The organism is Micromonospora sp. NBC_00858 (assembly GCF_045207365.1).
Lineage (GTDB): Bacteria > Actinomycetota > Actinomycetes > Mycobacteriales > Micromonosporaceae > Micromonospora.
Genome location: NZ_CP108828.1, coordinates 4,560,049 through 4,583,778 on the forward strand (window position 1 = coordinate 4,560,049; position 23,730 = coordinate 4,583,778).

The window sequence follows — 23,730 nt, forward strand, 5'->3', positions numbered from 1 at the left end:
CTCAGCTCTCCTCTCCGAGCCGGAGCACCTCACCGAGGCGCAGCCGGCGGTTGTTCAGGGCCTCGACGGCGACCGCGAAGCCGAGGGCGACCGCCCCGAGCGCGAGCACGGCGGCGACCAGACCGGGCTCGAAGGCCACCCGGACCGGGACACCACTGGTGAACGCGGACAGGCCGAGCACCGGGTTGAGCAGGAGTGGCAGCGCCGCCCCGACCAGCGCGCCGGTCAGCACCGACACCCCGACCAGCGGAGTCAGCTCGACCAGCAGCAGCCCCCGCCACTGCCGACGGGACAGGCCAAGGGTGCGCAGCCGGGACAGCACCTGGCCCCGGGCCCGCGCGCCGGCCAGCACGGTGAACGCGATGGCCAGCAACCCGAGCACGGTGCCACCGATGGCGCCGGCCACGAACCCGAAGGCCAGCACCCCGTTCGCGCCGCCGTCAGCCAACTCCTGTCGGACGTCCGCCCGGGTGGAGACCGTCACCCCGCTCGGCCGTTCCCGACCGGTCACCGCCCCTGTCTGCTGGTAGCGCAGCTGCCCCTGGTCACCGGCCTGGCGCAGCACCTCCGCGTCCAGCCGGTCTCCGGCGACCAGCACAGTGGTCGGTACGGGCGTGGTGTTCCGCTCGGGCAGCGCCTGCCAGGGCAGGATGACGAACCGGCTGCTGTTCTCCGGCAGCAGCGGGAAGCTCTCCGCGGTGTCGGCCACCCGGAACTCGTACCGCTGGCCCTGCACGGAAGCGAAGGCGGAACCGTCCAGCCCGGCGCGGGCCAGCTCAGCGGCGACCGCCGGGGAGACGACCGCGGGCAGCGGCCCCGGTTCGGCCCGGGCGGTGAGCAGCGCGGGTGACATCGGCAGGTCCACGCCGGACTCCCGCGTCACCGTGGCCAACCCCGGGGCGTCGACCAACAGCACGGCCACCTGCCCGATCCGGGCGTCGGTGCCGATCTCGTCGGCAGCCAGCCGGTCAGCCGGCTCGTTCAGCACCCGGGTTGCGGCCCGTACCCCGGGCAGGCGGCCCAGCTCGTCGATGGTGTCCGGGGCGAATCGTTCACCCCGGATCAGCGCATCGGCGGGGACCGCCTGCTCGGCGGCCCGGTCCCGGCTCGCGTCGACGCCGGCGGCGACCACCGCGCAGAACGCCGCGGTCCCGATCGCCAGCACCACGACGACCAGTGGGGCGGCGACGGCGGACCGGCCGGCTCGCGCGGTGCCGAGGAAGGTCACACTGCCCCGGGTCCGCGCGGCCAGCCGGCTGACCAACAACAACGGCCAGGGGTACGCGCGCAGCGCGAGCACCGCCGCGGCGATCGCGAACAGCACGGGCACCGACACCAGCAACGGGTCCACCTCGCCGAGGGTGAGTCCGCGCCGGCGCAGCAGCACCGTGGCAAGTCCGGCCAACAGCAGCAGGAAGACCTCGACGGTGAGCTGGCGGGCCGAGGGCCGTACCCGGATCAGGTCCCGGCGTGCGGCCCCGCCGGCCGGCACGGCCAGCGTGGCCATCGGCAGTGCCAGGGTGACCAGCACGGCCGCCGCGATGACGTACGGCGCGGTCGGGTCCGGGGTGCCGGGGACCAGGGTGCCCAGCCACCAGCCCAGGACGGCGGCGACCGGTACCACCAGCAGCGACTCGGCGAGGCTGCGTCGGGCGCCGGTGGTGGCCGCGCCACCACGGGCGCGCAGCAGGGCGAACTCCGAGCGGCGGCGCCGGGCGGCGAGGATGGCCGCGAGTACGACGAGCCCGGCCAGGGTGGCCAGCACCCCGGCCGAGATCACCGCCAGCAGGGTCCGAGCGGCGTCCACCTGTGCGGCGAACGCGCGCAGCGGAACGTCGGCGCCCTGGATCAGCGTGAGATTCGGATCGGCTTCGCGTTGCAGCTGTTGCAGGCCGTCGATCAACTGGTCGAGCTGGCGTGCGTCGATCCGGTCGATGCCGAGCCGGTAACGCCAGTCGGAACGCACCGGCCAACCAGCCGCGGCCCGCTTGTCGATGGTCACCTCGGCGACCACACCCACGGCGATGAACGGTTCGCCGTCCCCGCGCGGACTGATGACCTGCAGCAGCGATGGCAGCGCGTCCCAGATGCCGCCCGCGCGGTCGACGGGGCGGAACAGCCCGACCACCACCATTGGTGCCGGGTCGGTGATACCGGTCTTGGTGGGTGTGCCGATCTGCAGTTGGCTGCCGGCCCGCAGGTTCAGCTTGCGGGCCACGTCGGCGTCGAGCGCCACCTCGGTCGGCCGGTCGGGGACGTACGTCTCGTTCGGCCACGTCCCCTCGACGAGGGTGCCGGCATCCTGGACGCCAGGCATGGCACGCAGGCCCAGGTCGACCAGCAGGTTGCGTGCCTTCAGGTCGGGGCCTACCACTCGGGTCGGCGCGGCGTCCACGCTGTACCACCGCTCGGCCACCGCCGAGCGCACCGGCGCCGGCATCTTCTCGGCCATGGCCTCGAACTGCCTGCGGGCGTCGCCCATGATTTTCGTGGATGGGGCGGTCATTACCCCGGAGGTGTACGAGATGTCCCGGCGCGCGGCCGGCTCGCTGGTCAACTGCGCCCGCAGGCCCTGTTCGGCGAGCCGGTTGACGAGCCGGGGCACGCCGCTGACCAGCAGCGTGACCACCAGCGTCAGCACCGCCAGGAGCAGGAACTGCCCGCCGTACGCCCGGACTCGCCGGACGGCCGCACCGATGCTCATCGGGTACTCCCCCGTCGTGCCCGGTCACCGGGTCGCACGTCGCGCCCGCTCATCGTTCTCCCCCGATCCGCAACTGCACCGCCGCCACCCGCTGCCGGATGCCGGTGGCGATGAACGCGCTGAAGGCGAGCGCCGCCAGCAGCAGGCCGACCGCTGTCGCGCCGATCGGCACCCAGGGCAGCTCGAACGTCGCCGGGGGCACCGGCCGGCCGGCGGCCGGGGTGAGGATGACCAGCGGAGCCATGGTTGCCCCCACCGCGGCGCCGAGCAGCAGCCCGACCCCCACGCCGATGCCGGCCAGGAAGGTCTGTTCGGCCAGCAACGCCCGGGCCAGCAGCCGGGGCGTGGCGCCGAGGGTGTGCAGCACCGCGAACTCACTCAGCCGGCGCCGGGCGGTGGCCCATACGTCGACCATGAGGCCGACCAGGGCGAGCAGCACCGCACCGAGGGCCGCGGCGAGCATTCCGGTACGCGACCCGCGCCAGTACGGGTCCTCGGCGGACGACTCGATCACCGCCTCGCGGGCGAGCACGGTGACAGCGGGCAACTCGCTGGCGGCGCGGGCGGCGGCCGTCGCGTCGTCGGTGCCGATCCACCACTCCGGTACTGGTCGCACGATGCCGCCGCTTCGAATCAGCGCGTCGACCGCGGCGGGCAGGTCCAGCAGGATGCCCTCACCGGTGGTGGCCGGCACGGCGGTCACCTCACCGACCAGCTTGACCGGCAGCGTCGCTCCGGACAGCGTCAGGTTGATGGTGTCGCCGATGCCGAGGCTCAGCGTGTCGCGTACCTGCGGGGTCATCAGCACCGGTATGGCCGGGCTCTGCCCGGCGGGCACGATGGCGAACCGGGTGTCCGGCTGGTAGGCGAACTGCCCGCCGGGAATCAACGCCACCGGGTGGAATTCGGAGAACCCGGTGGCGGTGGTCCGCACCGGCGAGGGTCGCTCGTCGCCGGCCACCATGACCCAGTCACCGGTCAGTCCGGCGGGCCGGGTGGTGCCGTCCGCACCGACCACGGTCAACCCGTCCACCTGGAGCCGGTAGGACGTGCCGACCGCCGGCCCGCCGTCGGCTTCGAAGCCGGCCAGCCGTAGCCGTGCCCCGTCGACGTCGGGCAGTCGCACGGTGAACGGGGTGATCCGGCCGTCGCTGTCGGCGTCGGCCACCGGGAGCCGCAGGGCGAGCCCGTCGGAGCTGGTGACCAGCAGCGTCACCGCGATCTGGAGCGGCCGGGTTGCCCCCTCCACCGGGGTACGGACCGTGCCGGTGATCTCGCGGGCGTCGGCGGGCAGTTCGACGCCGGCGGGGGCACCCCGGGCCCGCACCATCTGCTGGTAGAGCTGCGGCACCGGCTCGTCGGCCAGCTGGTCGCCGAGCCGTACGACGCCGGCGGCGCTGGCGGCGTCGAGGCCGATCACGGTCACCGGCAGGTCCTTCCGGCCGACCCGCACCTCGTCGCGCCACACCGGCAGCGCCCGTTCCACGCCCGGCAGCGCGGCGAGCTGACCGACCCGGGTCGGCGGGCCGGAACCCGCCCGCTCGGTCACTCGCAGGTCGGCGCCGACCGTGTGACCGGCCTGCTCGGCCTGGGACCGCTCCCCCGTGCTGATCAGCGACCAGGCCAGCGTGCTGCCACCGACGGCGAGCGCGAGCAGCAGCACCGGGCCAGCGTGCGGACGTCGGCCGGCCTGCCACATGCCCAACATGGTGGCCGTCCAGGGACGCCGGTCGACGAACCGCTCGGCGAACCGGGTGAGCGGCGGGAGCACCCGCAGCGCCAGCACGGCGCCGGCCAGCACGCCGAGCGTCGGAGCGGCGATCAGCAGCGGGTCGATCCCGAGCCGGCCACCCGAACCGGCCAGCGGAGAGGCGTACCGGCGCAGTTGCACCCACGCGAGCAGGGCCAGCGCCACCAGCACCAGGTCGACGCTGGCCCGCTGGACGCTCGCCGCCCGGTTCGGCCGGGACCGGGCGGCCATGTCGGCCACGTACGTGCCGGAGCCGCGCAGCGTCGGAGCGACCATGGCCACCAGGCAGCCGGCCGCGGTGGCGGCGGCAGCCGCCCAGACCAGGGTGGTGTTGCCGCCTGCGGTGGAGAGTTCCGCCGCCCCGCCCGGCCGGACGTACCGCAGCGCCTCCACGGCGATCAGTGGCCCGAGCAGGGCGGCCGGGGCGACCACCAGGGCCGCCTCGCGGGCGGCCAGGCCGGCCAACTGCCGGCGGGCGGCGCCACGGGCGCGCAGCAGCGCGGTCTGCGCGCGGCGGTCCTCGTGCAGCAGGGCGGCGACCAGCACCAGCGCGTACCCGCCGAGCACCAGGATGAGCAGTAGTGGGGTGGCCAGCGCGGAGCGGCCCACCAGGTCGGCTCGGGCCATCCGGTCCAGCAGCCGATCCATCCGGGTCAGCGTCTGCCCCGACGAGCCCAGGTTGGCGGCCTCGGGCACCGCCGTGGCGGCCGCCGTCATGGCCGTCCGCACGGCGGGCAGGTCGGCGGCGTCGACGCCCGCGAGGTCCGGTTCGGCCAGCCAGGACGCCGACACCGAGCCCGGGAAGGTGGCTGCGAAGTCGGCCGGATCCAGCACGAACGGCCCGTACGAGGTGGCCGAGCCGGCGCTGCCCGCACCCACCCCGGGGGCCAGCAGCCAGTACGCCTCGGCAGGATCGCGGGGCCGCCAGGTGCCGGCGAGCACCACCTGGCTGGCCCGCTCGATGGACCGGTCGCGCACCGGGATCGGTTCGCCGGTGGTCAGGCCCAGCGCGGTGGCGACCCGTTCCGGCAGGCTCACCTGGATCGGGTTCGCGCCGGGGCGGGGCCACGCCCCGCTGGTCAGCTCGGCGTGCGCGGCCAGGTCTTCCAGGGTTGCCAGGTTGGCGAAGACCGGTTCGTCGCCGGTACGGGGCACCGACCCGAGGTCGCCGGTCAACTCCCGGCCGGTTCCGTACCGGGCCGCGGCAACGGTGACCGGCACGCCGGCGAGCCCGTCGGCGAACTCGTCCCGGACCGCCTTGTCGCGTGTGGCGAACTCGGCGGCGTCGCGCCCGCCGGAGCCATTGACCACCAGGCCGCGCTCCTCGGCCGGCGAGGCCGCCACCAGCGCCCGCTGCCCGGCGTCCACCGCGCGGCGGTTGTAGTCGGACAGGCCGGTGACCAACGCGACGGCAACCAGGGCGGCGATCACCGCGGCCACCAGCAGACCCCGTGCCTCGCGGGCCCGCCTCCACACCAGCTTCATCGACGCCTCCCCTGGCCCTGACGGGCCGACGACCTTCAAGACAGGTCATCCCCCGGGAAAGGTTCGCGCCCGTTACTTGATCGTTACTCCGAGGAGAGTCAGCTCCAGCTCGACCCGTCCGGTCGGCGCGGTGTCCGCGGACTACAGACGCTTACGCATCTGAATCGCGGTGACCTCGTAGCCCATCTGCTCGTACAGGTCACGGGCGCCGAAATTGAAACCGAAGACACTCAAGCCCACGGACACGACGCCCCACTCCCGGCACAACTGCTCCGCGGCCTGCATGATCGCTCGACCGTAGCCCTTGCGGCGCAGGTCCGATTCCACGTAGAAGTCGTAGCCGAAAGCGTGCAGACCGTCGGACTTTCGTTCGAGGTGCAGCCACAGCATGCCGATCTCGACATCGCCCTCGTAGGCGGTCCAGAGATGATGACCCTCCGTCGCCAAGCCGCCGGGCAGAAGTCGGTCATAGTCCTGGCGCGACTTCTCCTGCGCCTCCGGCAACGGCACCGCGCCGGAAGCTGCGATGTCGTGCGCATAGCTGATTTCCGCTCGATGCCGATACCGCAGGTACTGCTCCTCGGTCATCGGTACGAGTTCCAGTGCCGCCATGCCGGCACGCTATGCCACCCGCGCTCACCACGCAGGCCCCGGACACCGCACCATCGCCGACGTCGAGTCGATCATGAGCAGGTAGGGCGCCGGGGATCAGCTGATCCCCGGCGCCCTTCCCCACAAGCCGGCTGGCCGATCCGGGACGGCTATTCGCAGCCCAGGGCCCCTCGGTACCCGGCGGGAAACTCTCCGGCGGCCACCTTGTCGGCGGTCTCCCAGAACACCTCCGGCCAGTCACCCTCGTCGTTCATCTGGTGCAACACCTTCCATTTGTGGCTGCTGCGCAGCGCGTCAGCGGCCCGCTGAAGCGCGGCGGCGTCGCCGGCCTGCTTCGCGCGCAGCCACTCCGCGATCCACCCGCAGCCGACCCGGCTGGTCAGCGCGGCGCCGAACTGGTAGGCGTCGTTCGTGCCGAGGCCGGTCAGGGCTGCCATGTCGAAGCCCGGCGGGAGCGGCACGTCGGCGAGCACCTTGGCCGCCTGCTCGTCCACCCGATCCGGGGTGACGATCTCCGCCGGAAGCGCGGCCAGCCACGTACGGGCGTCAACGCGGACCACGTCGGCGAGAACCCGATCGAACTCGCTTCGCGTCCAGGCGCCCCCGGTACGCAGTTCGACGAAGGACCCGTCGCGGGGCCGGAGCATGACCGCGAAGTCGCTCGCGCTGTAGCGGAACAGGTCGCCCGGCCAGCGGTCGACCGTCACCTGCTCCGGTTTGCTGACGTGCAGCCGATCCTTGTGGTAGCCGTCGTACTGGTCGGCCGGGTACCAGTTCATCTGCAACCGCTGCCCGTCGTTGCTGAACTCGATGGTGCCCTCCTTCTCGGTGAACCCGTAGACGGTGGTGGCCTTCCAGCCAGGCTGGTCGATCAACAGCCGTGGGTTCTCCTCGGCCGCCTTGAGGACCATGGCGGAGTAGGAGGTTGGTTTCGTCGCCTCGGAGGTGGGACTGGTGTCCGGGGATGCTTCGCGGCCTCCCGGGCCATCGACATTCATGATCGAGACGGTGAGGACAATGGCGAGAACGGCGGCCGCGACACCGGCGCTGGCGAGGCCGCTCATCATGGTTCGACGCGCCCGTGAGGGCTTGCCCGGCGGTTCGGCGACGGTCTCGAGGGTCGGCGCGGACATGATCTCCTCCAGGAGGTGCTGTGCGGCCCCGTCGAGGTGAGTGATGACATCGGGTCGGTACGGGTCGGCGTCTCGGACCATCCGGTCGAGCTGCTCGTCGGTCATCTGCCCTCCTCCGGGGCTCGTGCGGCCATGACGTCGAGTACATGTCCGGGTGGGCCGAGGTCGTCACCGACGAGACTTCGCAACCGGGCCCGGGCACGCGACAGCCGGGTGCGGACCGCGGCCGGGCTCACGTGCAGAACCACGGCGGCCTCGCGTGGCTCCAGGCCCTCCCAGAAGGTCAGCATCAACACCTCCCGGTCCAACTCGCCCAGCCTGGCCAGCGCGGCCTGGACCGTGAGCCGTTCCGGCACCTCGCTGCCCGGGTCGACGGCGACCGCGGCCCTGAGCCGTTGCCGCAACCGTTCACCCAGCCGTCCCCGGCGCACTCCGCCGCGGTGGTGGTTGGCAAGCACCCGTCGGGCCACGCCGTGCAACCACAGCCGGACCTCGGCCTCCGGCGGCATCTCACGGCTGCGCCGCCAGGCGACGAGGAAGGTCTCGGCGACCACGTCAGCCGCGTCTTCGGGCTGCTCGACGCGCCGCATGGCGTACGCCAGCAGCGGCTCGAAGTTGACCGCGTAGATGCGACGGAAGCGGTCCTCGTGCTCAGTCCCGGAGGTCACGTCTACTCCATGTCCGGTCGAGCGCCCGTCGTGACGGGTCCGATCCAGAAACCGCGACGCGCGCCGGGGCCGGCGTCGACCGCCAGCGTCAGGTGCTGTCGTCGCCGGGCGTGCGCTTGGCGCGGCTGGGCTGGACCCGCTTGGGCTCGCCGGGCATCTTCGGGTGGTCCGGCGGGTACGGCAGGTCGCCCTGGCCGGCGGCGGCGTCCCGCTCGGCCCACTCCAGCAGCGGGGTGATGTCCCACGGGGCGTCGTCGATGCCGGCATGCGGGTCGCCCCGCTCGGTGAGCCGGGCCGGCACACTGCGCAGGTCGAAGTCGTCCGGCTCGACGTCGGGCAGCTCATCCCAGGTGACCGGGGTGGAGACGGTGGCCCGCGCGTTGGCCCGCAGTGAGTACGCGCAGGCGATGGTGCGGTCCCGGGCCATCTGGTTGTAGTCGACGAAGACCCGGTTGCCGCGCTCCTCCTTCCACCAGGCGGTGGTGACCAGAGCGGGGTGGCGGCGCTCCACCTCCCGGGCCAGCGCGATGGTGGCCCGGCGCACCTCGGTGAACGTCCAGCGGGGTTGGATCCGCAGGTAGACGTGCACGCCCCGGCCGCCGGAGGTTTTCGGCCAGCCGGTGGCACCCAACTCGTCGAGGACCGCGCGGACCTCCGCGGCGGCCCGCGCCGCGTCGGCGAAGTCGGTGCCGGGCTGCGGGTCCAGGTCGATGCGCAGCTCGTCGGGCTGGTCGACGTCGGCGGCGCGCACCGGCCACGGGTGGAACACGATGGTGCCCATCTGGGCCGCCCAGGCCACGTGCGCCAGGTCGGCCGGGCAGAGCTCCGCCGCGCTCCGGCCGCTCGGGAAGGTGATCTCCGCGGTGGAGATCCAGGGCGGTACGCCCCGGGTGGGCACCCGCTTCTGGAAGAACATCTCGCCCTCGACGCCCTCGGGAAAGCGTTGCAGCGTGGTGGGCCGGTCCCGCAGGGCGCGCATGATGCCGTCGCCGACCGCGAGGTAGTAGTGGAAGACGTCCGCCTTGGTGAAGCCCCGCTGCGGGAAGATCACCCGATCCGGACTGCTCAACCGTACGGTGTGCCCAGCCACCTCGACCTCGGCGACCGCTGCCTTGGTGCCACCCATCCCGCGACCTTATGCCACAGCCCCGACGCACGACGTACCGTTGACGGGTGAGTCTTGACGACAACGAGCTGCCCCAGACCGAGGACGAGTGGCGGGTCCGGTTGACCCCCGAGGAGTTCCACGTACTGCGGGAGGCCGGCACCGAACGCGCGTGGACCGGCGAGTACGTGGACACCAAGACGGCCGGCGTCTACAACTGCCGCGCCTGCGGGCTCGAACTCTTCTCCAGCGACACGAAGTTCGACTCGCACTGCGGGTGGCCGAGCTTCGACGACGCCATCCCGGGCCGGGTCAAGGAGATCGAGGACCGCAGCATGGGTATGGCCCGTACGGAGATCCGCTGCGCCCGCTGCAACAGCCACCTCGGGCACGTCTTCCACGGCGAGGGCTTCACGCCGAAGGACACCCGGCACTGCGTCAACTCGGTCTCCATCCGGCTGGAACCCCGCTGACCTGAGCCGCCTCCGCGTGGCGGGAGGTGCGCCAGCGGCGTACCCCGATCACCGCCGCGCGGCCGGCGGCATGGTCAGCAGCCCGACCTCGGCGGTCCGGGACTGCTCGATCCGCCGGGCCAGGTCGCGTACCCGCTCGTTGCGGCCGACGTCGACCTGAGCCCGGGCCAGGTCGGCCGCCGCCCGCTGGTGGTCGGCGAGCACCTCGCGCAGCACCCGGTCGACGTCGGCGTCCGGCGCGGTCCGCAGGCGGTCGAGCGCGGCGTCATCCCCGTGCCCGGCGTGGTGGTGTGTGGCCGCGCTGGCACCCGGCCCCGCCGTGGGCAGCCAGCCGCGCATGGCGGACAACTCGTCTGCCTCGGTCGCCTCGATGGCGGCGGCCAGGGTGCGCAGCGCGTCGTCGCGCACCCGGTCCCGGGCCAGCCGGACGATCTGCAGGGTGCGCTCACTGTGGCCGACCATCGTGCTCAGGAACACCACGTCGATGCCGCTCATCGAGTCCCCGGCGGGCGCCGACCCGCCCGGGGACTCGACAGCCGGGGGCACGCCAGCCGGTTGCGGCACGGCCGACGGGTTCACCGCGGGTGGCCCGGCGCAGGCGGCGGTGAGCAGGAGCGCGGTGAGCAGGGGCGCCAGCAGGGTTCGGCGGGTCATGCCGGGTGCTCCGATCAGCGAGGATGGCGCACGGGTGCGACCGGGGGCCGCACCCGTGCGGTCAGACCTGACTCCAGAGCGCCGGCACGTTCGGCGGCTCCCATCCGGGGATCGCGGTGTGCGCCTGCCGGCAGCGGTACGTCGACCCGCCGTAGGTGACCTGGTCGCCGATCTGGTACGCCCGGCCGGCCGTCCAGCTGCCACCCGGCGCGGGCGGAGTGGTCGGCGTGGCGGTCGGGGTGGGCCGCGGGGTGGGTGAGGCGGTCGGGGTCGGGGTGGGGCTGGGCGTCGGCCCGCCACCGCCACCGATCTGCACGTCGATGCAGGAGTAGAAGGCGTTCGCGGTGTCGGAGATGTTCCACACCGCGAGGATCTTCTGCCGGCCCGAGAAGCCGCCGAGGTTGACGTTGTGCGAGACGGTGGCGCCCGGCTGCTGGCCGTTGCCGTTGACCGAGGCGACCCGGGTGTTGCCGATCCAGTACTCCCAGTTGCTGGTCGCGTGCCGGGCGGTGTTCACCCAGGTGAAGGTCAGCGAGCTGCCGACCGAGGTGGCCGGCCAGCCCCGGCTGTCGTCGTTGAGGACGGCGAAGTGGGCGATTCCGGCGTTGCAGCTGCGCAGACCCTTGGGGCCCTCGACGCTCTGCGGCTCGTACTTGATCTGCCCGCAGTCGGGCACCCGCCCCTGCGCGCAGAGCGCCTGCCGGCTCGGTGGGGCGGAGACGTAACCGTGCGCCTGCGCGGGCGCGGCGACGGTGAGGGTGGCGGCCACGGCGCCCGCCGCCACCAGCGGGACAGTGATTCTTCGACGCATCGGGGCACTCCTTCTCCAGGTCGGGTGGTGCCCCTCAAGGTAATTTAAACTTTGTTAACAGTAAAGACCATTGTCGATAAAATACATCGATGGCGACGAGTTTTCTGTCAGAGCCGGAGCAGCCCGCCGCGGTCGTCGACCTGGTCGGCCGATTCGTCGTCGAGCCGCGGCTCAATCGGCCCACCGGACGACACACCGGAGCCGACACGCCGCACCGGCCGGTCAACTGGCGGCATTTCGCCCTTCACCGCCCCGCACTGGAGCAGTCTGGTAGCACATGTCCTGATACAGGAGGTTTTCCATGGCAACGTGCGAGGTCTGCGGCAACGACTACTGGATGGCGTTCGAGGTGCGTACGGTCAGCGGCGACGTGCACACCTTCGACTCGTTCGAGTGTGCGATCCACCGGATGGCACCGATCTGCGAACACTGCCAGATCAAGATCGTCGGACACGGCGTCGAGGTCAACGGCCGGTTCTTCTGCTGCGCGCACTGCGCCCGCTCCGTCGAGGGCACCGAGGGTGCCGAGATCCGCGACGCCGTCGGCTCGCGACCCGCCTGACGCGGCCCTGCGGTACGGTCGTCCCCATGCGACCGTTCCTGGGCGTCCTGCCCCCGCCGCGCTCCTGAACGGAGCGCCGCGCCTCCCGCCGACCGGTGCCTGACCCGGCTCGGCCATCTCGCCGTACGCGCTCCGTCGACGTCGTCCCCGTCAACGGCTCACCCTTCGGAGCGCACCCGTGTCCACGTCCCGTACCGCGCCGCCGGCCGCCCCGGCCCCGGCCGTCGCCCAGGCCCGCACCGGCCTGATCCAGATCACCGTCACCGGAGTGCTGTGGGGCACCACCGGCGTGGCGGTGCAACTCCTGCGCGAAAGCACCGGGCTCAGCCCGGTGAGCATCGGCTTCCACCGCCTCGCGATCGCCGCGCTCGTCCTGCTGGCGTGCACCGCCGGCCGACTTGGCGCGATCCTCGCCACCCTGCGCGCGGCGCCAGTTCCGCTGCTGCTGACCGGAATCGGCCTCGGCCTCTACCAGGCGCTCTACTTCGCCGCCGTGGCACTGGCCGGAGTCGGCGTGGCCACCGTGGTCAGCCTGGGCCTGGCCCCGGTGCTCGCCGCGGCCTGGGAGTCGGTGCGCGCCCGGCGGCTCCCCGGTCCGCTACGGCTCGGCACGCTGATCGCCGCCGTCGCCGGCCTCGCCCTGATCACCGGCGCCACCGCGGAACCCACCGGGGCAGCGCCCGCACCGCTGCTCGGCCTGCTCGCGGCGGCCGGGTCCGGCCTCGGGTACGCGGTGACCACCCTGATCAGCCGGCAGGTGTCGCAGCGCGCCGCGCCGATGACGCTCACCACCATCTCCACCACCGTCGGTGCGCTGACGCTGGCGCCGTTCGCGCTGGTCGCCGGGATCGGCGTACCGGTGCGCGTCGACACCGTGGCGCTGCTGCTGCACCTCGGCGTGGTCACCACCGCAGTGGCGTACGCGCTGTTCTACGCCGGACTGCGCACCACCTCCGGCAGCGTCGCCGCAGTGCTGACCCTGCTCGAACCGCTGACCGCGGCGGCGCTGGCCGTGGTGCTGCTGCACGAGCCGCTGCCGCTGCCGGTGATCGTCGGCGGCGCGCTGCTGCTCACCGCCGTGGCCGCCACCTATCTCACCCCCGCCCGCCCCGACAGACCGTGACCGGGCCCGGCCGGGCGGGACGCACCGGAACCCGCCCGGCCGGACGGCCTACCATCGGTGCGTGCCCCAGCAAACCACCGAGGTCCGGACGGCCTCGTTCGCCGACCTGAACGCCCGCACCTTCCACGACCTGCTCAAGCTGCGCATCGACGTGTTCGTGGTGGAGCAGCACTGCCCGTACCCGGAGCTGGACGGGCGGGACGTGGAACCGGGCACCCGCCACCTCTGGCTGACCGACGGCGGCGCGCCGCTGGCGTACCTGCGAATCCTGGCCGACCCGGACGGCACCGCCCGGATCGGTCGGGTGGTGGTGGCCCCGGCGGCGCGCGGCGGCGGCCACGCCGGCCGGCTGATGGCCACGGCGCTGGAGGTGGTGGGCAACCGGGCCTGTGTGCTGGACGCGCAGTCGCACCTGGTCGCCTTCTACACCCGGCACGGCTTCGCGGTCAGCGGCCCGGAGTACGTCGAGGACGGCATCCCGCACACCCCGATGCGTCGCGGAGCCATTGACGTCTGACGATATGCCTGGCATCGTGCGGGGTAGAGCCATCGCGGGAGCCTGCGAGTAGGCACGGGAGCGGGCATCTCCCGGCAGTCCGGGTGTCGTCGTCCGACCTCATCCCCCCGGGGGCTCCATGTCCACTCTCGTCCGATCACCACGCATGCTCTGGCTGCTCGCCATCGCGGCGGCCGCCACGCTCCTGCTGTCCACCGCGCTGACCACCGCGCTGGTCCGCCCCGCCTCGGCGCACGGCTCGGTCGTCGACCCGGCCTCGCGCAACTACGGCTGCTGGCAACGCTGGGGCAGCGACTTCCAGAATCCCCGGATGGCCACCGAGGATCCGATGTGCTGGCAGGCCTGGCAGGCCGACCCGAACGCCATGTGGAACTGGAACGGCCTGTTCCGCGAGGGTGTGGCCGGCAACCATCAGGGTGCCATCCCCAACGGGCAACTGTGCAGCGGCGGGCGCACGTCCAGCGGCCGCTACAACGCCCTGGACACCGTCGGCGCCTGGAAGACCACCGCGGTGTCGAGCAACTTCCGGGTCCGCTTCTTCGACCAGGCCAGCCACGGCGCCGACTACATCCGGGTGTACGTGACCCGGCAGGGCTTCAACCCGCTGACCGAGCCGCTCGGCTGGGACGACCTGGAGCTGACCGGCCAGATCGGCAACACCCCGGCGTCGCAGTGGAAGCAGGAGACCGGCGGCGTCTCCATCGAGATCCCGGCCAACGCACCGGGCCGCACCGGTCGGCACATCGTCTACACCATCTGGCAGGCCAGCCACCTGGACCAGTCGTACTACCTGTGCAGCGACGTCGACTTCTCCGGCGGAACGGGCACCCCGCCGCCCACCACCCCGCCGCCCACCACGCCCCCGCCCACCACGCCTCCGCCGACCACTCCGCCGCCGACCACTCCGCCGCCGGCCGGGGCCTGCACGGCGACGTACCAGGTCACCGGCCAGTGGGCCGGCGGCTTCCAGGCCGAGGTCCGGGTGACCGCGGGCGGCTCACCCACCCAGGGCTGGTCGGTGAGCTGGAACTACGCCAACGGCCAGCAGGTCAGCTCGTCGTGGAACACCACCATCAGCACCAGCGGCACGCTGGTCACCGCCCGCAACGTCGGCTACAACGGCACCCTCGCCGCCGGAGCGAGCACCACCTTCGGTCTGCTCGGCTCGTGGAACGGCAGCAACCCCGCCCCACTGGTCTCCTGCACGGCGACCAGTTGACCCCGACCGGCGCCGCACCCGGGCGGGGGTGCGGCGCCGGCCGGCGGGAAATCCGGTGGTGCGGGACGCCGGCCCCCGGCACGATTCCCGCATGATCGAGACAAGGGTGCTCACCCCCGACGACTGGCCGACCTGGCGCGAGCTGCGGCTGGCCGCCCTCACCGAGGCGCCGGACGCGTTCGGCTCCCAGCTGGCCGACTGGCAGGGCGACGGCGACCGTGCGGAGCGCTGGCGCGACCGGCTGACCATCCCCGGCTCGCACAACCTCGTGGCCGTCCTGGGCGGACGGCCGGTCGGGATGGCCAGCGGCGTACCCACGCCAGACCCGCTCGTCATGGAGCTGATCTCGATGTGGGTGCACCCCGAGGCGCGCGGTCGAAAGGTCGGCCACCTCCTGGTGGACGCGGTGGCGGACTGGGCCCGCGAGAGCGGCGCCGACCGGCTACGCCTCAGCGTCATGCCGGACAACGCGGCGGCGAAGGCCCTCTACCTGCGCGCCGGCTTCGGCCGCACCGACGAACTCGGCGACCTCCTGTCCGACGGCGTACGCCGCGAACAGGTCATGCTCCGCCCGCTCTGACCCGCGCCCGGCGGGGATCAGACCAGGCAGTCGACGATCTCGGCGATCGAGCGGCGGCGGCCGGTGTAGAAGGGGACTTCCTCGCGGACGTGGCGACGGGCGCCGGAGGCGCGGAGGTCGCGCATCAGGTCGACGATCCGGTGCAGCTCGTCGGCCTCGAAGGCGAGCATCCACTCGTAGTCGCCCAGCGCGAACGAGGCGACCGTGTTGGCCCGCACGTCCGGGTAGCCGCGAGCCATCTTCCCGTGCTCGGCCAGCATCTCGCGCCGCTCGGCGTCCGGCAGCAGGTACCACTCGTAGGAGCGGACGAACGGGTACACGCAGATGTAGGGGCGAGCCTCCTCGCCGCCCAGGAACGCCGGGATGTGGCTCTTGTTGAACTCCGCCGGCCGGTGCAGCGCCATCTGCGACCAGACCGGGGTGAGCGCCCGGCCCAGGGTGGTGCGGCGGAACCGCAGGTACGCGTCCTGCAGCGCGTCGCTGGACGCGGAGTGCCACCAGATCATCACGTCCGCGTCGGCGCGCAGCCCGGAGACGTCGTACACGCCCCGGATCACCACGTCCTTGCCGGCCAACTCCTCGAAGAGGGACTCGACCTCGCCGGTGACGTTGTCTCGCAGCGACGGCAGCGGTGCGCTGGCCCGGAACACCGACCACATGGTGTAGCGGATGCTGTCGTTCAGCTCCCGCAACCGGGCCGCGTTGGTCTGCTCGGTCATCTCGCCGATCCTCCCAGTGCTGTGATGATCTCGTCGGCCGCCGTCTCGCCGGAGCGGACGCAGACCGGTATGCCGACCCCGTCGTAGCCGGCGCCGGCGAGGACGAGGGTGGGGTGCGCGGCCCGCAACGCCGTCCGCGCGGCGGCGACCCGGTCGGCGTGCCCCGGGGTGTACTGGGGCAGCGCTCCGCCCCACCGCTGCACGTGCCCGTCGACCGGGGAGGGCAGCGGGGTGCCGAGCACCGCCGAGAGCTCGCGATGCACGGTGGCGGCCAGGTCCGCGTCGGGGCGCTGGAGATGCGCCTCCTCGCCGTACCGACCCACCGAGGCACGTACCAGCGCCAGCCCGTCCGGCCGGCGCAGGTGCCCCCACTTGGTGGTGAAGAAGGTGGCTGCCTTGATCAGCAAGCCCTCGGTGCTCGGCACCAGGAAGCCGGACAGCTCGGGCAGCCGCGGCTGCGGCAGCGCCAGGGTGACCAGCGCGACGCTGGCGTAGTCCAACTCGCCGACGCCTGCGGCGACCACCGGGGCGGGGCCGGCGAGCAGGCGGGCCGCCGGCCGGGCCGGTACCGCCAGCACCACGGCGTCCACCTCGACCAGCTCCGGGTCCCGGGTCGGGCCGACCGTGAGCCGCCAGCCCGTGTCGGTCGGGGTCAGCTCGCGGACCGCGGCGTCCCGCCGAACCGTCGCGCCGCTGGCCGTCGCCGCCGCCTCGACCAGGCTGCTCAGCCCGTTGGCCAGAGTGCCGAAGACCGGGACGCCGGGGGCGCGCGGCGACGCGGCCTGCGCCGCCCGGACCGCGCCCACCAGGGTGTGCTCCACCCGGGCCGCGCGGGCCAGCGCCGGCATGGTGGTGACCAGGGAGAGATTGTCGGCGCGGCCGGCGTACACGCCGCCCAGCATCGGGTCGACCAGCCGGTCGACCACCTCGTCGCCGAAGCGGGAGCGGACCAGCGCACCCACCGAGACGTCCACGTCCGGTGCGACCAGCGGTCGGCCTCCGTCGGTGTCGGCGTCCGCGGCCGGGCGGGCGACCGCGGCCACCTTGTCCAGATCCCCGGGTACGCCCACCAGCGTGCCGCCCGGGACAGGGCGCAGCCCCCCGTCGACGACCAACGCGGCCTGCCCGACCGTGGGGTGCACGATCTCCTCGGCCATTCCGAGCCGGCGGATCAGGGCCACCGCGGCGGACTCGGCACCGGTCGGGTCGCGCATCAGGAACGACTCGGCGCCGAACTCCACCGGCTGGCCGGCCAGCTCGCCGGTACGCAGCTTGCCGCCCAGCGCGCCGGACTGCTCGTACACCAAGATCTCGGTGCCGGCCGGGGCGCTCTCGCGCAACCGGGCCGCGGCGGCCAGCCCGGCGATTCCGCCGCCGACCACCGCCACCCGCCAAGGCTGCCGCATCGCGTGTCAGCCCTGGTCGGCCCGGCGGCTGGACAGCTCGTGCACCAGCGCCACCACCCGCGTCAGCACGTCGGGGTCGGTCTCCGGCAGCACCCCGTGGCCGAGGTTGAACACGTGCCCGGGGGTCGCCCTGCCCTGGTCCAGGATCCGGCGTACCTCGGTCTCCACGACCGGCCACGGCGCGAGCAGCACGGCCGGATCCAGGTTGCCCTGCACCGCCTTGTCCGGGCCGATCCGGCCGGTGGCCACGTCCAGCGGGGTCCGCCAGTCGACGCCGACGACGTCCGCGCCGGCCTCGCCCATCGCGCCGAGCAACTCGGCGGTGCCGACCCCGAAGTGGATCCGCGGCACCCCGGCGTCGACCAGCCCGCTCAGCACGGCCGTCGAGTGCGGCAGCACGTAGCGCCGGTAGTCGGCCTCGGAGAGCGCACCGGCCCACGAGTCGAACAGTTGCACGGCGGAGACCCCGGCCTCGATCTGCACCCGGAGGAAGGCCAGCGTCACCTCGGCCAGCCGGCCGCAGAGCGCGTGCCACAGCTCCGGATCGCCGTACATCATGGCCTTGGTCTTGGCGTGGGTCCGTGACGGACCCCCCTCGACCAGGTAGCTGGCCAGGGTGAACGGCGCGCCGGCGAAGCCGATCAGCGGGGTGTCGCCCAGCTCGATCACGAGTTGCCGGACGGCCTCGTCCACGTACGGCACGTCGTCGCGGGTGATCGGGCGGACCCGCTCCACATCGGCGGCGGTGCGGATCGGCTCGGCGACCACCGGGCCGGTGCCCGGCACGATGTCCAGGTCGACCCCGGCCGCGGCGACCGGCACCACGATGTCGCTGAACAGGATTGCCGCGTCCACCCCGTGCCGGCGTACCGGCTGGAGGGTGATCTCGGTGACCAGTTCCGGGCGACGGCAGGACTCCAGCATCGGCACGCTCGCCCGGATCTCCCGGTACTCCGGCAGTGAGCGGCCAGCCTGGCGCATGAACCAGACCGGGGTGTGCGGGCCGGGCCGCCGCCGGCAGGCCCGAATGAAGGGCGAGTCGGCCGGTCCGCCGGCGCGCTGTTCTCCGTCTCGGGCGGCAGTGCCCGTGGTGTCCGTGCTCATCGCCGCAATCGTGCCACGGCCCCCACCCTCTCCCCGCCTGGGGTGAAAGGAAGAACACGTTGCTGACATCGCGCGGCGGGCCGAGCGGCTCGGATCGCGGGGCGGGATGGCTGGGACCAGCGAACGGGAACGGCGGCCGGATCGGGCGTCGGCGCGCCGCCGAAGCGGGTGGGCGGGCGGCGGCATAGGCTGCCGGCATGGCCCCCCCGATCGCGCTCCCGGAGACCTTCGCCCGCGCGGTCGCCGGGCTGCGGGCGGCGGCGCCCCGGCCGGAGATCACGCTGGAGGAGGTCGGCGCTCCCCAGCGGCTGGCCCCGTACGCGTTCGCGCTCTCCGCGACGGTGCTGCGCGACGGCGACGAGGTGGCCACCGGCCGGCTGATCCTGCTGCACGACCCGGTCGGGCACGAGGCGTGGCAGGGCACCCTGCGACTGGTCACCTACGTGACCGCCGAGTTGGAGGTCGACCTGGCCGCCGACCCGCTGCTGCCCGGGGTCGGCTGGACCTGGCTGACCGACGCGCTGGACGCCCACGACGCCGGCCACCGGGCGATCGGGGGGACGGTCACCCAGACCATGTCGACCCGGTTCGGCGACCTGGCCGGCCCGCCGACCGCCGGTGACATCGAGATCCGCGCCTCCTGGACGCCGGTCGACGACGACCTGACCCCGCACCTGCTCGGCTGGTGCGCGCTGCTCGCCTCCACGGCAGGGCTGCCCCCGCCCGGGGTGACAGCCCTGTCCGACCGCCGCCCCGCCGGCGCGGCCTAAGCCGCAGGCAGCCACCACCCACCACCGGGTCGATCATGGGGTCGTGGTGGGCGGGATGCCCCTCACTGCGGCATTCGCGGGGCACCACAACCCCATGATCGACCAGGTTGGTGCGGCTGTCAGAGGTAGTTCTCCGCCTCGTCGCAGACCTTGTCCAGGCCCTTCATCGCCGCGTCGTAGGCGCTCTTGTTGCCGGCCGCCGCCGCACCGAGCGCGGTGGTCAGCTTGTCCAGGCAGCTGGCGATGACCTTCTTCTGCCGGGCCTGCTCGTCGCGGTCGTTGCGGGTCCCGGTCAGGTCCTGCTCGGTGTTGTCGAGCTTGTCCTGCATGGTCTGCAGGTCGGACTTGAGCTTGATGATCTCCGTGGTGTTGGCCGCGATGGTGCCGTCCCGCTCGCTGACCTGACCGGTGAGCCGCTTCTCCGTGCGGTTCAGCTCACCGTTCTTGGTCACGTACAGACCGGTCATCACCCCACTGACGACGAAGAGCAGCGCGGCCACCAGGGCCAGCACCAGTACCGCGCGACCCCGGCCGCCCGCCGGTGCCCCGGCCGGGCCGTACGGCGGTGCCATTCCGGGCGGCGCCGACATCGGCTGGCCGTACGCCGGACCGGGAACCGGCGGCGCCGACATCGGCTGGCCGTACGCCGGACCGGAAACTGGCGGCGCGGACATCGGCTGCCCGTACGTTGAGCCGGAGACCGGCGGCGCCGACATCGGCTGTCCGTGCGGCGGCGCGGAGACCTGTCCGGCGTACGGCGGGGCGCTCGCCGGGTAGGTGGGTGCGGCCTGCGGGACGCCGTACTGCGGCGGTACGGGCTGGGCGGTGCCGTACTGCGGCGTGGCCTGCCCGGAGGCGTACTGCTGCGGCGTCGCCTGCCCGGGGGCGTACTGCTGCGGCGTGGGCTGGACCGGCGCGTACTGCTGCTGCGGCGCGGGCTGACCGGCCTGGTATCGCGCGGTCGGGTCGGCAGCAGTCGGCTGCGGCACGGCTGGGTGCGGCACGGTCGGGTCGGCGGCGCGCGGGCCGGCGGCGTACGACACGGTCTGGTCGGCGGCGGACGGCGGCTGATCCGGGCCGGCCGACGGCGTCGGGAAACCTTCCGGCCCGGTCGGTGGCTGGGACATCGTTATTCCTCCAGGTGAGCTGGTCCCGCGCCGGTAGGCGCGACGGACCGGGGTGCAGCGGCGAGATTCGCTCGGGTCCGGGGACCTGGGCGGGATCGGAGAGGGCCGGCGGTGGCCCTGGGTGACGAGAGCGGCCCGGCGACGTGGCCGGGCCACCGGTTCAGCAGATCTTGAAACCGTCGCAGGCGACCTTGATCGGTACGGCCAGCCCGATGCCCTCGGCGTCGCGAGCCTTGGCGGTGGCGATGCCGACCACCTGCTTGCTGCCGTTGACCACCGGCCCGCCGGAGTTACCCGGGTTGATCGGGGCATCGAATTGGATGGCCGGCCCGGAGCTGCCCTGAGCGTCGCGCAGCGCGCTCACCACACCGGTCGTGACGCTGTCCTCCAGGCCGAGCGGAGCGCCGACGACGACGATCTGCTGGCCGGACTTCACCGCGGCGGACGCGGTGACCAGGCCGGTGAACTTGCCGCTGGCACGCAGCTGCGCCACATCGTTGGTCTTGTCGACCTTGACGATGGTGGCCGGGAAGCGCTGGTCGGTGCGCTCCAGGAAGACCTGGCGTCCGCCACCGTCCCAGACGGCCTCGACGACGTGGAAGTTGGTGAACAGGTTGGTCCCGCCACCGGTGGCCGGCTTACCGACCGCGAACGCGCTGCCGGTGAACTGACCGGCCCGGACCCGGAACACGCTGGGCAGCACCGCGCTGGCCACCGCCTCCGGGTTGAACGCGGCACCGGCCTGCTTCTCCAGTGCCTCCGCGCGCTTCTCCAGGTCGTCGAGGCGGGTGCCGTCGCCGTCCTGAGCCTGCGCCAGGCGCTGGTCGGTGTCGCTGAGCCGATCGGTGAGCCGATCGAGCTGGTACGCCTGCAACCCGGCCACCAGGGCCAGCACCACGACGGTCAGCGTGGCGAGCAGGACCGGCCAGCGACGGCGGCTGGGCCGGGCGGCCGGCGGCGGGGCGGCACCCGGCCAGCCGGGCTGCGCGGGACCACCCGGGTAACCCGCGGTGGCGAACGGCGGGGCGCTGGCCGGGTCGCCGAGCGGTGGGTACCCGCCGCCCGGGAAGCTCGGCCCGGGCGCCCCGGGGAGGCCCTGTCCGGGCGCTCCGGGGACGCTCGGCCCGACGGCCGGCGGATAGCCGACGGTGCCGGTGGCCGACGGTGGTGCGCTCGTGCCGTAGGTCGGGGCGGCGCCCGGGGTGGCTCCGCCGTACGGGCCGGCCGGCGTCGTGCCGTACGGCGTCGGCGACGTGCCCGGGGGTGCCACAGAAGCGGTGCCGTAGTGCGCGGCCGGGGCAGTGCCCGGGGTGGTGCCGTGCGGAGCCGGCGCGGAGCCCCACTGCCCGTTGTTGGGTGGAGCGGCCCAGCCGGTGCGGGGAGCCGGGACGGTCAGGGACGGATCGGTACCGCCGGTCGGGGTGGCGGAGAAGGGCGACCCGGGGTACGGCTCGATGCGCGGTGGCAACGGTCCCGGCCGTTCGGCCCCGGGCATCGTTCCACCCGCGCCGTCAGGCTCGGCGCCCGCCGCTCGCCCGTCCCCCGAACCGTAGCCAGCCGTCATGATCGCCTTGCCTTCCCGTGGTGTCCCCGTGCCGCCATCGACCCGCGTGTCACAAGATCGGGACCGGCGGCTCGATGGACCGTACCTGCGTCAAAGGGCTTTGTCTCCCCCGATGTCCGGCATCCGAAAGGACACCTTGTGGACACCCAACCGACACGCAGCCGACCGGCTGCACCCGCCGGATCACCGCGCGCACTAGGGTTGGCAGGTGACCGACGAACCACCCCTGCGCCGTCGGCCCACCGAAGAACTCCCGGGAAACGCACCCCACCACCCGCCGTCGGCCCAGCCGCAGCCGGCGGGCGAGGGGACCGACCCGACCGACGGTGGGCCCGTTCCGCTGATCGCCCCGCGTGACGGCACCCCCGATCCGGTGGCCGCGCCGGCTGAGCTCGCCGAGGTCGTGGCCCGTTTCGCCGCGGGCACCGGCCCGGTCGCCCTGGATGCCGAGAGGGCCTCCGGGTACCGCTACAGCCAGCGCGCCTACCTTGTGCAGCTCCGGCGGGCCGGTGCGGGTACGGCGCTGATCGACCCTCTGCCGCTGCCCGACCTCAGCGCGCTGGACGCGGTGATCGGCGAGGCCGAGTGGGTGCTCCACGCGGCCAGCCAGGATCTGCCCTGCCTGGCCGAGGTGGGGCTGCGCCCGCGACGCCTGTTCGACACGGAACTGGCCGCTCGGCTGGCCGGATTCGAGCGGGTCGGCCTGGCCGCGCTGACCGAGCAGCTACTCGGGTTCACTCTGGAGAAGCACCACTCGGCGGCTGACTGGTCGAGCCGGCCGCTGCCCGAGTCGTGGCTGACCTACGCCGCCCTCGACGTGGAGCTGCTCACCGACCTGCGTGACGCGCTCGACGCCGAGTTGGCCCGGCAGGGCAAGTCGGAGTGGGCCGCGGAGGAGTTCGCCGCGCTGGTCCGTACCGGGGCACGCCCGCCCCGGGTCCGCGCAGAGCCCTGGCGGCGTACCTCCGGCATCCATCGGTTGCGCGGCGCGCGGGCCCAGGCCCGGGTCCGCTCGATGTGGTACGCCCGGGACCAGATCGCGTCCCGACGGGACGCCGCACCCGGTCGCGTGCTGCCCGACTCGGCGATCATCGCCGCCGCCGAGCTGGACCCGAAGGACGAGAAGACCCTGCTGACGCTGCCCGGTTTCGGCGGCCGGTCGGTACGCCGGCTGGCCCGCACCTGGCTGACCGCACTCGACGACGCCCGGCAACTGCCGGACGATGCGCTGCCGGTCACCCCGGCGGTGGAGGGTCCGCCCCCGCCGCACCGGTGGGCCGAGCGGGACCCGGTGGCCGCCGGTCGGCTGGCCCGTTGCCGGGAGGTCGTGGTCCGCATCGCCACTGAGCACAACCTGCCTCCGGAAAATCTGATCACCCCGGATTCGGTCCGCCGGCTGGCCTGGACCCCGCCGGAGGAGGTCACCGAGGAGACCGTGGCGGAGACCCTGCGCGGCTTCAACGCCCGCGAATGGCAGATCGCCCTCCTCATCCCCCACCTGACCCCGGCCCTGACCCCGGAGCCCTCCACCCCTCCCGTCCCCTGACCCACCTCCACCGCAGTTGATCATGAAGTTGTTGCCATCGGGCCGGCGTGTCCCGACAACAACTTCATGATCGACCGGGCTGGGCGTTCGTGGTCGGT

Annotated in this window: 21 protein-coding genes; 8 read left to right on the plus strand and 13 right to left on the minus strand. The window is 73.4% G+C overall.

Annotation, left to right across the window (positions count from 1 at the left end; translation table 11 throughout):
* Position 1 precedes the first annotated feature (1 nt).
* From OG990_RS21190 to ligD, 6 genes are all read right to left on the minus strand, one after another.
* The gene (locus OG990_RS21190) at positions 2 to 2,704 is read right to left on the minus strand and encodes an FtsX-like permease family protein (protein ID WP_406076933.1); all 2,703 of its coding nucleotides are present in this window, start codon (positions 2,702 to 2,704) and stop codon (positions 2 to 4) included.
* 49 nt (positions 2,705 to 2,753) lie between these two features.
* Complete coding sequence (locus OG990_RS21195) at positions 2,754 to 5,939, minus strand: FtsX-like permease family protein (RefSeq protein ID WP_406076934.1); 3,186 nt, start codon at positions 5,937 to 5,939, stop codon at positions 2,754 to 2,756.
* A 141-nt stretch (positions 5,940 to 6,080) separates the two neighbouring features.
* The gene (locus OG990_RS21200; RefSeq protein WP_328424997.1) at positions 6,081 to 6,551 is read right to left on the minus strand and encodes a GNAT family N-acetyltransferase; all 471 of its coding nucleotides are present in this window, start codon (positions 6,549 to 6,551) and stop codon (positions 6,081 to 6,083) included.
* 149 nt (positions 6,552 to 6,700) lie between these two features.
* Positions 6,701 to 7,789 (minus strand): hypothetical protein, encoded by a 1,089-nt coding sequence (locus OG990_RS21205; protein ID WP_406076935.1) that lies wholly within the window; start codon positions 7,787 to 7,789, stop codon positions 6,701 to 6,703.
* The gene (locus tag OG990_RS21210) at positions 7,786 to 8,352 is read right to left on the minus strand and encodes an RNA polymerase sigma factor (protein ID WP_386989365.1); all 567 of its coding nucleotides are present in this window, start codon (positions 8,350 to 8,352) and stop codon (positions 7,786 to 7,788) included. Before OG990_RS21210 ends, OG990_RS21205 begins: the two co-directional genes overlap by 4 nt.
* An 88-nt stretch (positions 8,353 to 8,440) precedes the next feature.
* The gene (gene ligD, locus OG990_RS21215; protein WP_406076936.1) at positions 8,441 to 9,478 is read right to left on the minus strand and encodes a non-homologous end-joining DNA ligase; all 1,038 of its coding nucleotides are present in this window, start codon (positions 9,476 to 9,478) and stop codon (positions 8,441 to 8,443) included.
* 47 nt (positions 9,479 to 9,525) lie between these two features.
* Here ligD and msrB point away from each other — a divergent pair, with 47 nt between their 5' ends.
* Positions 9,526 to 9,930 (plus strand): peptide-methionine (R)-S-oxide reductase MsrB, encoded by a 405-nt coding sequence (gene msrB / locus OG990_RS21220; RefSeq protein WP_328424966.1) that lies wholly within the window; start codon positions 9,526 to 9,528, stop codon positions 9,928 to 9,930.
* A 48-nt stretch (positions 9,931 to 9,978) separates the two neighbouring features.
* Here msrB and OG990_RS21225 read toward each other — a convergent pair whose 3' ends face one another.
* Positions 9,979 to 10,584, minus strand: a complete 606-nt coding sequence (locus tag OG990_RS21225; RefSeq protein WP_406076937.1) for a DUF305 domain-containing protein — start codon at positions 10,582 to 10,584, stop codon at positions 9,979 to 9,981.
* Between the two features lie 61 nt (positions 10,585 to 10,645).
* A complete protein-coding gene (locus OG990_RS21230; protein ID WP_386989374.1) occupies positions 10,646 to 11,395 on the minus strand; it encodes a lytic polysaccharide monooxygenase in 750 nt (249 codons plus the stop codon).
* 301 nt (positions 11,396 to 11,696) lie between these two features.
* Here OG990_RS21230 and OG990_RS21235 point away from each other — a divergent pair, with 301 nt between their 5' ends.
* From OG990_RS21235 to OG990_RS21255, 5 genes are all read left to right on the plus strand, one after another.
* Positions 11,697 to 11,957 (plus strand): Prokaryotic metallothionein, encoded by a 261-nt coding sequence (locus OG990_RS21235; RefSeq protein ID WP_328424960.1) that lies wholly within the window; start codon positions 11,697 to 11,699, stop codon positions 11,955 to 11,957.
* Between the two features lie 178 nt (positions 11,958 to 12,135).
* A complete protein-coding gene (locus OG990_RS21240; protein WP_406076938.1) occupies positions 12,136 to 13,080 on the plus strand; it encodes a DMT family transporter in 945 nt (314 codons plus the stop codon).
* Between the two features lie 61 nt (positions 13,081 to 13,141).
* The gene (locus tag OG990_RS21245) at positions 13,142 to 13,597 is read left to right on the plus strand and encodes a GNAT family N-acetyltransferase (protein ID WP_406076939.1); all 456 of its coding nucleotides are present in this window, start codon (positions 13,142 to 13,144) and stop codon (positions 13,595 to 13,597) included.
* Positions 13,598 to 13,715: 118 nt separating this feature from the next.
* Entirely contained in the window at positions 13,716 to 14,816 is a 1,101-nt protein-coding gene (locus OG990_RS21250) for a lytic polysaccharide monooxygenase (RefSeq protein ID WP_355608468.1), read from the plus strand.
* 91 nt (positions 14,817 to 14,907) lie between these two features.
* Entirely contained in the window at positions 14,908 to 15,396 is a 489-nt protein-coding gene (locus OG990_RS21255) for a GNAT family N-acetyltransferase (protein WP_406076940.1), read from the plus strand.
* A gap of 17 nt (positions 15,397 to 15,413) precedes the next feature.
* On the opposite strand, the gene hemQ is transcribed toward OG990_RS21255, so the two are convergent.
* From hemQ to hemE, 3 genes are read right to left on the minus strand one after another with little or no spacing between them, the layout of a single operon-like run.
* Positions 15,414 to 16,115: a hydrogen peroxide-dependent heme synthase gene (hemQ, locus tag OG990_RS21260; protein WP_328424950.1), complete on the minus strand. Its 702-nt coding sequence runs from the start codon at positions 16,113 to 16,115 to the stop codon at positions 15,414 to 15,416.
* Positions 16,112 to 17,521: a protoporphyrinogen oxidase gene (gene hemG / locus OG990_RS21265; protein WP_406076941.1), complete on the minus strand. Its 1,410-nt coding sequence runs from the start codon at positions 17,519 to 17,521 to the stop codon at positions 16,112 to 16,114. The genes hemQ and hemG overlap by 4 nt, the downstream gene beginning before the upstream one ends.
* Positions 17,522 to 17,527: 6 nt before the next feature.
* Positions 17,528 to 18,625, minus strand: coding sequence for a uroporphyrinogen decarboxylase (gene hemE, locus OG990_RS21270; RefSeq protein ID WP_406076942.1), 1,098 nt, complete (start codon positions 18,623 to 18,625; stop codon positions 17,528 to 17,530).
* A 197-nt stretch (positions 18,626 to 18,822) separates the two neighbouring features.
* Between hemE and OG990_RS21275 the strand changes: the two genes are divergently transcribed.
* Entirely contained in the window at positions 18,823 to 19,395 is a 573-nt protein-coding gene (locus OG990_RS21275; RefSeq protein WP_328424944.1) for a DUF3000 domain-containing protein, read from the plus strand.
* Between the two features lie 119 nt (positions 19,396 to 19,514).
* Here OG990_RS21275 and OG990_RS21280 read toward each other — a convergent pair whose 3' ends face one another.
* Positions 19,515 to 20,522, minus strand: coding sequence for a hypothetical protein (locus OG990_RS21280; RefSeq protein WP_406076943.1), 1,008 nt, complete (start codon positions 20,520 to 20,522; stop codon positions 19,515 to 19,517).
* 160 nt (positions 20,523 to 20,682) lie between these two features.
* Positions 20,683 to 22,017, minus strand: a complete 1,335-nt coding sequence (locus tag OG990_RS21285) for a trypsin-like peptidase domain-containing protein (protein ID WP_406076944.1) — start codon at positions 22,015 to 22,017, stop codon at positions 20,683 to 20,685.
* A gap of 277 nt (positions 22,018 to 22,294) precedes the next feature.
* Between OG990_RS21285 and OG990_RS21290 the strand changes: the two genes are divergently transcribed.
* Positions 22,295 to 23,632 (plus strand): ribonuclease D, encoded by a 1,338-nt coding sequence (locus OG990_RS21290; protein WP_355608452.1) that lies wholly within the window; start codon positions 22,295 to 22,297, stop codon positions 23,630 to 23,632.
* The last annotated feature ends 98 nt before the right edge of the window (positions 23,633 to 23,730 follow it).